This window comes from Aeromonas sp. 30P (assembly GCF_051919805.1).
Classification (GTDB): domain Bacteria; phylum Pseudomonadota; class Gammaproteobacteria; order Enterobacterales; family Aeromonadaceae; genus Aeromonas; species Aeromonas veronii.
Window position 1 is genome coordinate 595,830 of record NZ_JBQBEA010000001.1, and the last position, 12,372, is coordinate 608,201.

A 12,372-nucleotide genomic window follows, 5' to 3' on the forward strand; every position below is an offset into this window, starting at 1 on the left:
GGCTGCCGCCGCAGGGGTTACTCCTCCCAGAAGGAGGCGGAGGTGTGGTAGATCATCTTCTTGCTCATCCCGCCATCGACCACCAGATTGGCACCGTTGATAAAGTCGTTGCGAGGATCCGCCAGAAAGAGGCAGGCGCGGGTGATGTCGTCGGGGCGACCGACCCGGCCGCTCGGGTGCTGGCGGTGATCCGCTTCGGTCAGGGTGTGGTAATCCTCTGCCTGGATCCAGCCCGGACTGATGGCATTGACCGTGATGGGATGGTCGGCCAGCGAGTTGGCGAGGGACTGGGTGAGAGCGACCAGTGCCCCCTTGGAGGCGCCGTAGGCATCCCAACCCGGTTCGTTCTGCTGCCAGCGGGTGGAGGCAATATTGATGATGCGGCCATAGGGCAGATCGCGGTTGGCCTGCACAAAGGCGCGGGCGCAGAGCATGGCGCCGCGCACATTGACCGTCATCACCTGATCGAACTGGGCTGCGCTCAGCTCCTCGAAGCGGGTGTGGAACTTGCTGATGGCGCCGTTGTTGATCAGCAGGTGGATGCCGCCATGCTGCGCGCGCACCTCGGTAAAGAGGCGCACGATGGCCTGCTCATCCCGCAGATCGAGCGGGTGAAAGTGGATCTCGGGATGGTCGAAAGCGTGAGAGGCCAGATCGGTGGCGATCACCCGATAACCCGCCTCGGCCAGCCCGATGCAGAGTTGGCGGCCAATCCCGCCAGCGGCGCCGGTGACCAGTGCGATTTGTTTACCGTTCATTGTGCCGCTCCATTGCGCGCCCGCAGCACCTTGATCAGGGCCGACACCTCCTGCTGACCAAACCCTTGCGCCACCCCTTCCTCAAACAGATCGGCGGCAAAGCGCGGGAAGCGGCTGTCGATCCCGGCATCGGTGGCGTGACCGGCGAGGCGGCTGATGGCGGCGCTCCAGGTTTTCAGGCTAGCGTAGGGGTGATCGAAATCGCCGCTCGCCAGCGTCTTGCCAAGGTGGGCCACATCGCCACCGAGAATGGGCGAGAGCTCGCTGAACTGGGCGCACACCCTGGCTACCGGCAACCCTTCCGCCTCGCAGATCAGCGCGCCGTGCAGAGCACCGAGCAGACCACCGGCAAAGTAGGCGGCAACGGCACAATCTTGCGCCGCGGCGGCGCCCACCGCCTCGGCCACATGGTCGAGGGTAGGTGCGAGCAGGCGCAGCACCGGTTCGGCGTCGCTAAAGGCGGTGCTGGCCCCCGAGCAGATGATGCTGGCATCGCTGGTGCCGATCTGATCCGGGAAACAGAGAATGGCGCCATCGAGATAACGGGCGCCGCGGGCATGGCTCCAGCTCTCCAGCGCTCTGGCCCCCTGCGGGCTGCCGGTGGAGAGCTGCACCAGCAGCTTGCCCGCCACGGCATCGCTCGCATCGTCCAGCAACTGTTGGCTGACGGCGTAGTTATCGACGCAGACAAGGGTGATATCGCTTGCGGCGATGGCTGCACCAACCGAGGGGGCGAGAGTCGCTCCCAGCGCTTGCAGCGGGGCGGCCTTGGCGGCGCTGCGATTCCAGACGGTGACCGGATGGCCCGCCTTGATCAGGGTGGTGGCGAGGGCGGAGCCCATGGCCCCGAGGCCGATGACAGAGAGATGGCGCATGATGGCTCCTAGCTGTGTTGATAGACGCTGATATTGGAAATTGGGATGCCTTGTGGCAGGTAAGCCACTATATTTGCCCCGTGTCGCCGTGAAAAATGGCTTTTATGACTGTCTGGTATAGGTGAATTCTATGGATGTGCGAACCCTGCGTGCGTTTGTGGCTGTCTTCGAGGAGCGCAACATCACGGCGGCTGCCACCCGCCTCTTCATTACCCAGCCCACCCTCTCCACCACTATCAAGATGCTGGAGGATGAGCTGGGAGTGACCCTGTTTGTGCGGCAGGCGCGCGGGGTGGAGGGGACCGAAGCGGCGCACCGGCTCTATCCCCGCGCCAAGCGGCTGATCGCCGACACCGACTCCCTCGCCCGCGAGTTTCGTGAAACCTCCCCCTGCCTCGAGCTGACGGTGGGGATTGAGGCGGATCTGGGTGATGGCGTGGTGGGGACGCTGGTCAACGGGGTACTCGCCCACGAGGAGATCCTGCTGACTCTGGATGAGGGCTGTTGTGGCGATGTGCGGCTGGGGTGTGAATCCCTGCGTTGTGGCGACGAGCTCTTTATCCCTCTGCTGGAGGAGGAGTTCGTGCTGGTGCTGCCGCCGGATCACCCGCTGACGGGCAAGGGATCGCTCACCCCGGATGCGCTGGCGGACGAGCCCTGGGTCACCTGCCCGCGCCACGACTCCCACCTGCGGCTGATCGCCATCCTCGGCAATCAGGCGCCCCTCTATCCGCGGCGGGCAGGGTCGCTGCGACTGGCGGCAACCATGGTGGCCGCCGGGGCGGGGATCGCCTGGTTGCCCCGTTCGCTTTGCCCGCCCGGCTGTACAGTCGCCGAGCTGGCGGCCTCTTCCTTCAAGCGGCGGGTGGGGCTCTGCTACGCCCCGGATGCGTTGCGATCGGTGGCGGTGACCGCCCTGCTGGAGCAGGTGCGCGGGATGCAGCTCCCCGCCTGATGTCGGCATAAAAAAGGGCCATCCGGTGGGATGGCCCTGTTGCAGGCAACGATGCTGCGTGGCTAGAGCGACGCCCACCAGAGCCGTAGTTGCAAGCCCCACTTCGAGCTCCAGCCGGTGGTGCTGCTCACAAGCGTCCCATCCTTGATAACGAGGAATGTCGGGGTGACCCCTACCTGCCACTTGGCGGCCAGCGCTCCCGACTCGTCGTTGTGGGTCGGGAAGGTGAGCCCCTTCTTGCTCATCCCCTTGCCTAACTGTTCCGAATTGCCGGAGCGCAGTGCCACCGTCAGCACGTTTCCCCCCTCCTGCCAGAGCTGTTGCACGGCCGGGGTGGTGAAACGACACACCCCGCACCAGCTGGCCCAGTAGTAGACCAGCAGCGGCTTGCCGCGGCTCAGGGTGGCGAGATCCGTACTGGTGCCATCCTGCAGAGTGACGGGGGCGCTCATCGCCCCCTCCGGCAGGGTCGGGCTGCGCCACAGATCGAGCAGGGTCGAGATGACCAGCGCCAGCAACAGCAGCCAGATCGCTTCCTTGCCCCAGCGTCGCCAGCGGGGTTGAGGGTTGGTGCTTGCCATCCCTTACCCCAGCTTGGCCAGTTCGGCCTTCACCAGCTGCTCCAGCTCCTCATATGGAACGGCGCCCGGCACCAGCTGGTTACCGATCAGGGTCGCCGGTGTGCCCTGCACCCCCAGAATGGTGCCAATGCGCAGGCTGTTGCGCAGCTCTTCGGTCGCCTTGGGCGCGGGCTTGAGCGCCACGTTGCCGGTGGCCGCCAGCGCCTTGTTGATATCCGCCTCGGTCAGCATCCCCTGCTTGCTCATCAGCTTGTCATGCAGGGCGAGGAAGCGGGCGGGATCCTGTTGCCACAGGGTCAGGCTGTATTGGGCCGCCTTGGCGGAGGTCTGCCCCTTGAACGGCAGCAGCTTGATCACCAGCCCCAGATCGTCCGGATAGGCCTTGAGCAGCTTGGTCAGCTGGGGATCGAACTGCTTGCAGTAGGGGCAGTTGTAGTCGGTGAACAGCACCAGCGTCAGCTTGGGGTTCTTGGCGCCGAGGCGCGGGCTGGTGGCGCTGTTGAACAGCACATCCTTGTTGCCCTTGATGAAGTTGCCAAGCTGCGCCTCCTGGGTTGCCGCGTTCTGCTTCTCCCAGGATTCGGCGGCCTCATCGAGGATCTTGGGGTTGGCGATCAGGGTCTCGCGGATCAGCTCCTTGATGCGGGCCTCCTGCTCCGGGGTGAAGGGGGCGGCGTGCAGGGCCGGAGCCAGCAGGGCTGCGGAAAGGGAGGCCAGCAGGGTCAGGGCGCTAAGAGTCGGTTTCATGGTTGCTCCTTAAAATCGGGTGGTGCCAGCCTGAAGCAGGCCAGCCTTGTGCAATGTGGTCAGCAGATCGTCCTTGTCGAGCAGGGGTGACAGCGTGACCCCCTGCGGCAACTCCGGGCCGTAAATCTGGTTGAAGGGGACGGCCGCCGCGCTCCGCTTGCGCAGGAAAGCGGCGATGGTGTCGCTTGGTTTGCTCCAGTCGCCGCGCAGGGCCACCACATCGGGGGCCGAGAGGGCCTGTTGCACCTCATCGCGCAGCAACACGTTGTATTTGTTGGCCTTGCAGGTGACACACCAGTCGGCGGTGACATCGATAAAGACCCGTTTATTCTGGGCCAGCGCATCTGTGATGGCGCGTTCGGAGAGCGGCTGCCAGACCACCTTGTCAACGCTGGCCGAGCCCTGCGCGCTAAAGGCGCCGCTCAGCAGCAGGGGGCTGCCAATCAGGGCGGTAAGGGCGATCGCCAGCGTGAAGCCGCGGATGCCGTAACGCCAGATGATGCCAGCCAGCAGTGCCAGCAGCATGGCAACCATCAGCCAGCCGGTGGCATAGCTGCCGAGATGGTTGTCGAGCAGGCTGGTGAGCCAGAGACTGGAGCCCAGCATCATCAAGCCGAGCAGGATGCGCAGATGGTTCATCCAGCGCCCTGGTTTCGGCAGCCAGAGGGCGAGCCGTGGCAGGGCTGCCACCAGCAGCCAGGGCAGGCTCATGCCAATTCCGAGCGCGGTGAAGATGAGCCAGAGCTGACCGAGCGGCGCCGCCAGCGCAAAGGCCACTGCAGTGCCGAGAAAGGGGGCCGAGCAGGGGGTCGCCAGCAGAGTGGCAAAACTCCCCTGCAGGAAGTGACCGCCGAGGCCGTTGCCGCCGCTGGTGGCGAGGCGGGTGCTGAGGGCGCTGGGCAGGCGGATCTCGAACAGCCCCAGCAGGTTGGCGCAAAACAGCAGGGTGACCAGCACCATCAAGCCGATAAAACTGGCGCTCTGGAACTGGATGCCCCAGCCGACGGCCCCTTGCGTGGCGCGTAGCAGGCTGCTCATGGCCGCCAGCACCCAGAAGGAGGCGATGATCCCGGCGCTGGCGGCGAGGAACTGTTTGCGCACCGTTCCCTGTTCACGCTCCTGATGTTGCAACACAGTTCCCAGCTTGAGCGCCAGCACCGGCAGCACGCAGGGCATCAGGTTGAGGATCAGGCCGCCGAGCAGCGCCGCTCCCAGCAACCAGAACAGCGAATGACTCTGGTTGGGCAGTGCGAGCGGCGCGCCGATCGTCCCCTTGCCCTGCCACGCCTGTTCGCCGCTGGTGAGCAGCAGGCCGAGGGATTGGCCGCGCAGATCCGGCGCATCCCCCTGCCAGCCATCGCTCACCGGCACCCGGGCGATCAGGGTGTTGCCCTCGACCTCAAGCGCCGGTTTGCCAAACTCGGCCCCCTCCAGAGCGTCGATGAAGAGCGCTGGTGATTGCCAGCCCTCTGCCCGCTCGGCGCGCAGTTGCAGCTGGTTGTGCTGATAACCGAGCTCGACCCGGGTCTCGGCAGGCAGCGGCTGGGGCAGGGTACTCATCGCCTTCGCCCAGGCAAAATCGAAGTCGGCTGGCGCTCGCCCATCCACCGCGAGGGTGAAGGGAAAGTCGGTCAGGATGCAGACACTGCTGCAGGTGGAGAGGCGCAGAGTCCCCTTGAGCGGTTGCCCGGCGGGATAGTTGAGGCTGAGAGGGAAGGTCACCTCCCCCTGATAACCCTGGGTGCTGAGCCCGGCTACCTCGAAGTGACGTGGCACCGGCCAGCGCCACTGAAAGTCTCCGACCGGCTCATCCCACAGGATCTGGGGGGCAATGCCCCCTTCTCCCGGACTGTGCCAGTAGGTTTTCCAGCCTGACTCCAGCTCGACATCGAGCAGGATGCGGGTCTGATCTGCCGTGCTGCGGTCGGCCTGCAGCCGTACCCTGGCGTGATCATTCTGTGGGCTGGTTAGCCAGCCCGTGTCGCTGGCCAATCCCATGGATTGCCACAGCAGACCGCCCAGTAGCAGGGCCGCCTTGAAGAGATTCGACATCTTTTTGGTCTCGCAAAAATTGAGTGACAGCTAACGAAAGAACGCTGCCGAACTCATTCCCGCCAGACGCACAGGGTGAGGTGCAGACGCCGCTCGGGCGGCGAGATGACTCTGGGAGGGGGCAGTGGCGGTGTGTAGCGCCAAAGGGGGGCCAGCAGGGCGATCAGCACCGCCACGGCAAAGAAGAGCTGTTCGACGCAGAGCAGGGTGGGCACTTAGCCACTTGCCGTTGAGCTGGCAGCTGGTGGGTTGCGGGCTGGCCGGTTTGGCATCCTCTTGATCCGTTGCCGAGCCTGGAACGGGCAGTGCCTGACAGCTGAGGGCGTGATCGAGCAGGGCAAGCCGTGCCAGCGGCTGGGCCGCACAATTGAGCACCAGCAGGCAGACCAGCAGCAGGAGATGTTTCGCTACCCGTTGTTGCAACATCATGTTCGCCCCGTCCATCAAGATGGGGCCATCCTAACGACCAATGGCGGGTGGGGCAAGTCGGCGGCGTATTGATGAGCAGCAATGTGGGTGGCGCGACGGGGAGGGTGGTCGGTTCTGTTTGGCGAACGCTTGTTCGCTAAAAGGGGGATCAGTATACTGCGCCGAGTTAAAACTCGAGGTGTTCGATGCTCAAAATTGCCCGTGTGCTGCTGCTTGGTCTGCTGCTCATTTTCTGGTTCCTGTTCGGCCTGCTGCTCTGTCTGGTTCGTCCGCGCCATCCCAACAACGTCTATGTCTTCGCCCGCATGTATCACGCGGTCTGCCCGCTGATCGGGCTGCGAGTCAAGGTGACGGTGACCGACGAGGTCAAATCGGTCGGCCCGGCGGTCTATGTCTGCAACCACCAGAGCAACTATGACATCTTCACCGTGACCGGTGCGGTGCAGCCTGGCGTGGTTGCGGTGGGCAAGAAGAGCCTGCTGTGGCTCCCCTTCTTCGGCCTTATCTTCTGGCTCTCCGGCAACGTGTTGATCGACCGCTCCAACCGCTCTCGCGCCATCGGCACCATAGGTCAGGTGGTGGATCGCATCAAGAATCGCGGCACCTCCATCTGGATGTTCCCGGAAGGGACCCGCTCCCAGGGGCGTGGCCTGCTGCCGTTCAAGGCGGGTGCTTTCCACACTGCGGTACAGGCTGAAGTGCCCGTGGTGCCCATCGTCTGCTCCAGCTACTTCGGTCAGGTCGACCTCAATCGCTGGGACAACGGCGAAGTGCTGGTGGAGTGATGGCCCCGGTCTGTAGCAAGGAGCACGGTGCCAGCGGCATTCGCGATCTCTCCGATACCTGCCGCGCCCGGATGGAGGCCAAGCTGACCGAACTGGACAGCAAGCTGGGCCACAGCCACGCCGCCTGACGGATATCGCAGACGAATCGACAAGGGAGCCAGAGGCTCCCTTTTTTGTTGGTAAAAATCACCACCAGGTTGGCTATTCTCACCAACAAGCCCTTCTTGAATTTCCTCAGTAAATTCCCATCTATATGTAAAACAACAATAATTTTTCTTGGCACGGCTCTTGTAATGCTATGGGAAGAGATAGCCATCCCATCAACAAGGAGCCAGACCATGAGCGTATTCAGCCGCCTGACCGACGTGATAAATGCCAACCTGCACAGCCTGCTCGACAAGAGTGAAGAGCCGGAGAAGATGCTGCGCCTGATGATCGAAGAGATGGAGCAGGTACAGGTCGAGATGCGTACCCAGGCCGCCCGCGTGATTGCCGAACAGAAACAGCTGGAGCGTCACCAGCAGGCGTTGCAGGCGCAGATCCTGGAGTGGTCGGCCAAGGCCGAGCTCGCCATCCAGAAGGGACGTGAGGATCTGGCCCGCGCCGCCCTCACCGAGAAGCTGGCGGAGGTCAAAAAATGTGAACAGCTGGAGCAGGACAAGGCCCGGGTCGCCGAGGTGCTGGCCCAGCTTACCGCCGATAGCGAACGGCTGGCTGCCAAGCTGACCGAGGCGCGCGAGAAGCAGAAACTGCTGACCCTGCGCGAGCAGACGGCCCACAGCCGCATTCGTGCCCGCGCTCAGGTGGACAACCAGCGTATGCATGAGCTGATGGCGCGCTTTGACGGTTTTCAGGGCCGGGTCGATCAGCTGGAAGCCCAGCTGGAGGCGGCCACCCTGGGGCAGAATCCCTCGCTGGAGGCCCAGTTCCGCGAGCTGGAGCTCAATGACGAGATCGAGCGCGAGCTGGCTCGCCTCAAAGGCCAGAAGGCGGAGGTGTAATCATGAGCCCCTGGCCCAAGGATCTGGTGCATCGCAAGCTGACCGGGGTCTGCGCCGGTATTGCCAGGCGGTTGGGGGTCTCCAGAGTCACGGTGCGGGTGGTGGCACTGCTCGCCCTGATCCTGATACCGCCGCTGGCACTGGCCGCCTATCTGCTGGCGGTGCTGGTGATGCCGCCCCGTTATGAATTGAAGCGCTGGCTGGATTGACCGAAGGGTTGCCAAGCCGGCAGACAAGGTACTGATAAGGAGCAAGTTATGATGGAATTTTTCATATTGCTGGTGGTGCTGCTGGTCATGGCACTGACCGGTTTTACCCTGGTAGCCATGTTGCTGGTGAGCGGCCTGTTTGTGCTGCTTGGGGCGCTGGGCGGCATGCTTGCTCTGATCATCAAGCTGGCCCCCTGGTTATTGCTGGTGCTGGCGGTTTGCTGGCTGATCAGTAACCGCAGCAAGCGTTCCAATACCTACCTCTAACCCGCCTGAGGTTGTGCAAGACGTTGTGTGATGCTCCCTGATTTCCCCTTTCCGGCCACTCATCGAGTGGCCTTTTTTTGCCTGTCGTCCTCAAGGCTGGGTGGCTGCGGGTAACCACTGGGGGCTCCAGCTCTGCCAGAGTGCCGGGCTTTTTATCAGCTGTTCCTTGAAGGATTTTGGCTGCTGCTTGAGGCGATATTCGATGCGCAGGGCCGCCCCCTTCTCGCCGACTTCCTGTTGCCACGCCAGCGTCAGTGCCCCCTTGCCGCGCAGGGCGCGAGCGCCCTTGCCACTCTGGTGCTGGTGCAGACGGCGCAGCGGATCCGTGCTGATCCCGGTATAGAGCAGGCCGGTGGCAGTACGCACCATATAGACAGACCAGCGGGAAGGGGTGGATGGTTGCTGTGCCGGTGTGGTGGTCGCGGGTTCTCTCATTCAAATTCTCTGTGCCAAACTCAGAGGCAGCTCAAGGAGGTGCGATGAGAGTCTGGTTTTGGTTGTGGTTACTGTTGTCGGTCCCGGCTCTGGGGGAGACGATCCGTCTCTACGATTACCATCAGCATCCCCCCTTCAACACCGGAGTGGATGCAGGGCTGAGCCGCGAGCTGGTCAAGTATCTCAATGAAAAGCTGGGGGGTGAACCCAGAATCGAGCTCTGGCTGGTCAATCGTGCCCGACTGGCGCTGGAGATGGCGGATCCCGACTTTGACGGTCTGGTGGTCTGGGTCAATCCCGCTTGGGTGGGGGACCCCCATCGCGAACGCTATCTCTGGACCTTTCCGGTGATGCGCGACACCAACGAGCTGGTCTCGAACATCGATAACCCGGTCACCTATCGCGGACCCGACTCCCTCAAGGGGTTGGTGTTTGGCGGGGTGGAGGGCTACCGCTATCAGGGGATCGATGATGCGGCTGGCCGCGGGGAGCTGGTGCGTCAGGATGCCAAGAAGGTGAAGACCAATCTTGAGCTGCTGGTGCGCGGCCGCATCGATGTGACGTTGGTCAGTGGTTCATCGCTGGGCTTTTTCATCGACTCACAGCACTATCAGGGCAAGCTGTTTATCTCGCCCTTCCCCCAATCCAGCTATACCCGCCATATCCTGCTGCCCAAGTCTCGCCCCGAGCTGCATGCCACCCTCAACGACATCGCCGAGCAGATGGACAGAGATTCCCGCTGGCACAAGGTGCTGGAGTCTTATCGCGGTACGCCCTGAGGGCGGCGCTTGAGCCGATGCAGTGGCAACAGGCTCACCAGCAGACCTGCCCAGACAAAGGCGAAACCGACTGCCTTGATGGGGTCCGGCGCCTCACCAAACCAGTAGATGGCGAGCAGGAAGGCGAGGCTGGGCTCGATATATTGCAGCAGCCCCACCGTGCTCATCCGGGTTCTCGCCACCGCGTAGCAGAACAGCCCCACCGGTAGCAGGGTGGCGGGCGCACTGCCCATCAGCAGCAGCTTGTCGGCCAGATCTCCGTTCACGAATGCCCCTTCCCCGTGCCATGCCAGCGTACCGATGATGATCAGCGCTACGGGCAGTTGCACCATGGCTTCCAGATAGAGGCTGGTGCCGGTGTCGTAGTGGATCTTCTTCTTGATAAGGCCATAGCAGGCGAAGTTGGCCCCCATGATGAGTGAGAACCAGGGGAGCTGGCCGTAGCAGAACAGCATGTAGGCGAGACCCGCCAGCGCCAGGGCCACCGCCAGATGCTTTTGCGGGGTGAGCCGCTCTTTGAGGAAGATGACGGCGAATACGATATTGAACAGCGGGGTCATAAAGAAGGCGAGGCTGGTGGTCAGCACTTGCCCGGTAGTGAGGCACCTGGTGAACATGCACCAGCTGATGGACATAACGGGGCCTGCCAGCAGAATGAGGCCGAGCTGGCGGGGCTCACTGCGCAACCGTGCCCAGGGCACCTGGTGGCCAAGCAGCAGAAACAGGGCACCCAGCAGCACCACAGACCAGAGCACCCGGTGGGAGATCAGCTCCCACATGTTGACCTCGGGCATGAATTGATAATAGAGCGGCAGCATCCCCCACAGGATGAAGGAGAGGGTTGCGGTGCCGGTACCTAGCCAGTTTTTCATTATTATCCGTTTATTAAATTAAACATCCATGGCGATAGTAGGGGGCGCGCCCTGTTTCCACAAGAGGGAAAACAGGGAAATGCTGGTACTATCAACTTCATGCAGCGAATCGATAAGTTGTTTGAGCAAATCAGGGCCTGCCGTCTGTGTGAGGCTCATCTGCCGCTGGGGCCTCGTCCGGTGATCCGCGGGGCCGAGAGTGCCCGCTTGCTGATCATCGGTCAGGCGCCCGGCACCCGGGTGCATGCCAGCGGTATCCCGTGGGATGACCCCTCCGGTGACAGGCTGCGCCAGTGGCTCGGGGTCGATAAGGCCACCTTTTACGACGAATCCCGCATCGCCATCATGCCGATGGGGCTCTGTTATCCCGGCAGGGGAAAATCCGGCGATCTGCCGCCGCGCCCAGAATGTGCGCCCACCTGGCACGACAAGGTATTGATGCTGTTGCCCAATATCGAACTGACCCTGCTGATCGGCCAGTATGCACAAGCCCATTACCTGCGGGGGGCAGCCAAGGGATCGCTCACCGACACGGTGCGCAGCTGGGCTGACTATGGCCCAGGCTGGCTGCCGTTGCCTCACCCTTCACCGCGCAACACCCTCTGGCTCAAAAAGAATCCCTGGTTCGAGCAGGAGGTCATCCCTCATCTGCAGCAAAGGGTCGCCCCTTTGCTGGAACGACCCTGAGTGCTTAAACAGCCGGTTCGGCCAGCGGTTTGGGTTTGCTGCGCGCCATGGCGACCAGCGGCAAGATGATGCAGAGGCACCCCAGCAGCAGCGGCAGCCCCGGCTGCTCGTCAAACAGCCATACCCCGATGGCGACCGCCATCAGCAGGCCTGTGTACTCCGCCGAGGCGATCTTGCTCGCCTCCGCCTTGCGATAGGCCACCACGCACAAGCCCGCATAGACCATGATCAGCGCCGAAGAACCGAAGGCGGGCCACCACATCTGCCACTGCCAGTCGCCCCCTTCCCACAATGCCAGCGCCAGAATGAAGGGCATGCTCAGCACGTTGGTGAAGAACAGGGTTTGGGCGATGGGCTGCTTGAGCGGGATCCGCTTGATCAGCAGATTGTTGAGCGCCATCGACAGCGCCACCCCGAGCGCCGCCAGTGCGGCCCAGTTCACTTCGGTCGGGCGCAGCACGATCAGCACTCCGATAAACCCGATAACCGCAGTCAGCACCTTTTGGCGCGAGATCGCTTCCCCCGTCATCCACACCGCCAGCGGCACCATCATCAGGGGGGCGGCATAGAAGAGGGCATTGGCGGTAGCGAGCGGCAAGCGGGTGAGGGCCACCACCATCAGGCAGACGCCGACCGCCCAGATATGAGCCCGCAGCAGGTGCCACTTGATGGCCACCGGTGGATTGCGGCGCCATGACCAGAGCAGCCAGGGCATCAGCAGAATGGCGGCCGAGAGCTGGCGGAAAAAGACAAACTGGAAGATGGGCTGATCCGGTTCCAGCACCTTGACCAGCGCATCGGAAAAGACCGCCACCATATTGCCCAGCACCAGATAAAGGATGCCGATCCCTACTGCATTCATACCACCTCCCACTTCAGATGAGCGGAGGGTAGCGTGCCGGTTGATATCCAGTAAAATGATAAAAAATGACCACTCATG

Annotated in this window: 14 protein-coding genes and 2 pseudogenes; 7 read left to right on the forward strand and 9 right to left on the reverse strand. The window is 62.8% G+C overall.

Annotation, left to right across the window (positions count from 1 at the left end; all coding sequences use genetic code 11):
- Positions 1-17 precede the first annotated feature (17 nt).
- Positions 18-758, reverse strand: a complete 741-nt coding sequence (locus tag ACTG2B_RS02890) for an SDR family NAD(P)-dependent oxidoreductase (protein ID WP_139440933.1) — start codon at positions 756-758, stop codon at positions 18-20.
- Positions 755-1,633, reverse strand: coding sequence for an NAD(P)-dependent oxidoreductase (locus tag ACTG2B_RS02895; protein ID WP_439995174.1), 879 nt, complete (start codon positions 1,631-1,633; stop codon positions 755-757). The genes ACTG2B_RS02890 and ACTG2B_RS02895 overlap by 4 nt, the downstream gene beginning before the upstream one ends.
- A gap of 130 nt (positions 1,634-1,763) precedes the next feature.
- Between ACTG2B_RS02895 and ACTG2B_RS02900 the strand changes: the two genes are divergently transcribed.
- Positions 1,764-2,588, forward strand: a complete 825-nt coding sequence (locus tag ACTG2B_RS02900; RefSeq protein WP_439995175.1) for a LysR family transcriptional regulator — start codon at positions 1,764-1,766, stop codon at positions 2,586-2,588.
- A 62-nt stretch (positions 2,589-2,650) separates the two neighbouring features.
- Here ACTG2B_RS02900 and ACTG2B_RS02905 read toward each other — a convergent pair whose 3' ends face one another.
- The 4 genes and pseudogenes from ACTG2B_RS02905 to ACTG2B_RS02920 all read right to left on the reverse strand — a co-directional run bounded on the left by ACTG2B_RS02905 (position 2,651) and on the right by ACTG2B_RS02920 (position 6,397).
- Entirely contained in the window at positions 2,651-3,169 is a 519-nt protein-coding gene (locus ACTG2B_RS02905; protein WP_439995176.1) for a protein disulfide oxidoreductase, read from the reverse strand.
- A 3-nt stretch (positions 3,170-3,172) separates the two neighbouring features.
- The gene (locus ACTG2B_RS02910) at positions 3,173-3,916 is read right to left on the reverse strand and encodes a DsbA family protein (RefSeq protein ID WP_439995177.1); all 744 of its coding nucleotides are present in this window, start codon (positions 3,914-3,916) and stop codon (positions 3,173-3,175) included.
- A gap of 9 nt (positions 3,917-3,925) precedes the next feature.
- Positions 3,926-5,968: a protein-disulfide reductase DsbD family protein gene (locus ACTG2B_RS02915; protein WP_439995178.1), complete on the reverse strand. Its 2,043-nt coding sequence runs from the start codon at positions 5,966-5,968 to the stop codon at positions 3,926-3,928.
- A 53-nt stretch (positions 5,969-6,021) separates the two neighbouring features.
- A pseudogene (locus tag ACTG2B_RS02920) lies at positions 6,022-6,397 on the reverse strand (hypothetical protein).
- A 185-nt stretch (positions 6,398-6,582) separates the two neighbouring features.
- On the opposite strand from ACTG2B_RS02920, the pseudogene ACTG2B_RS02925 reads away from it, so the two are divergent.
- The 4 genes and pseudogenes from ACTG2B_RS02925 (at position 6,583) to pspG (ending at position 8,659) form a co-directional block, all read left to right on the forward strand.
- Positions 6,583-7,310, forward strand: a pseudogene (locus ACTG2B_RS02925) (1-acylglycerol-3-phosphate O-acyltransferase).
- Between the two features lie 210 nt (positions 7,311-7,520).
- On the forward strand, positions 7,521-8,183 hold the full coding sequence (gene pspA, locus ACTG2B_RS02930) for a phage shock protein PspA (RefSeq protein WP_019446683.1): 663 nt from the start codon (positions 7,521-7,523) through the stop codon (positions 8,181-8,183).
- A 2-nt stretch (positions 8,184-8,185) separates the two neighbouring features.
- On the forward strand, positions 8,186-8,392 hold the full coding sequence (locus tag ACTG2B_RS02935) for a PspC domain-containing protein (RefSeq protein WP_040067039.1): 207 nt from the start codon (positions 8,186-8,188) through the stop codon (positions 8,390-8,392).
- 48 nt (positions 8,393-8,440) lie between these two features.
- Complete coding sequence (pspG, locus tag ACTG2B_RS02940; RefSeq protein ID WP_439995179.1) at positions 8,441-8,659, forward strand: envelope stress response protein PspG; 219 nt, start codon at positions 8,441-8,443, stop codon at positions 8,657-8,659.
- 90 nt (positions 8,660-8,749) lie between these two features.
- Here the strand turns inward: pspG and ACTG2B_RS02945 are convergent, their stop codons facing one another.
- The gene (locus tag ACTG2B_RS02945) at positions 8,750-9,094 is read right to left on the reverse strand and encodes a GIY-YIG nuclease family protein (protein ID WP_236322785.1); all 345 of its coding nucleotides are present in this window, start codon (positions 9,092-9,094) and stop codon (positions 8,750-8,752) included.
- A 44-nt stretch (positions 9,095-9,138) separates the two neighbouring features.
- Between ACTG2B_RS02945 and ACTG2B_RS02950 the strand changes: the two genes are divergently transcribed.
- Positions 9,139-9,873, forward strand: a complete 735-nt coding sequence (locus tag ACTG2B_RS02950; RefSeq protein WP_439995180.1) for a substrate-binding periplasmic protein — start codon at positions 9,139-9,141, stop codon at positions 9,871-9,873.
- Here ACTG2B_RS02950 and rarD read toward each other — a convergent pair.
- Positions 9,855-10,745: an EamA family transporter RarD gene (rarD, locus tag ACTG2B_RS02955; RefSeq protein WP_439995181.1), complete on the reverse strand. Its 891-nt coding sequence runs from the start codon at positions 10,743-10,745 to the stop codon at positions 9,855-9,857. The two genes, ACTG2B_RS02950 and rarD, sit on opposite strands and share 19 nt — an antisense overlap.
- 99 nt (positions 10,746-10,844) lie before the next feature.
- On the opposite strand from rarD, the gene ACTG2B_RS02960 reads away from it, so the two are divergent.
- On the forward strand, positions 10,845-11,432 hold the full coding sequence (locus ACTG2B_RS02960; protein WP_236284957.1) for a uracil-DNA glycosylase family protein: 588 nt from the start codon (positions 10,845-10,847) through the stop codon (positions 11,430-11,432).
- A 4-nt stretch (positions 11,433-11,436) separates the two neighbouring features.
- Here ACTG2B_RS02960 and ACTG2B_RS02965 read toward each other — a convergent pair whose 3' ends face one another.
- A complete protein-coding gene (locus ACTG2B_RS02965) occupies positions 11,437-12,294 on the reverse strand; it encodes a DMT family transporter (protein WP_439995182.1) in 858 nt (285 codons plus the stop codon).
- Positions 12,295-12,372: the final 78 nt, after the last annotated feature.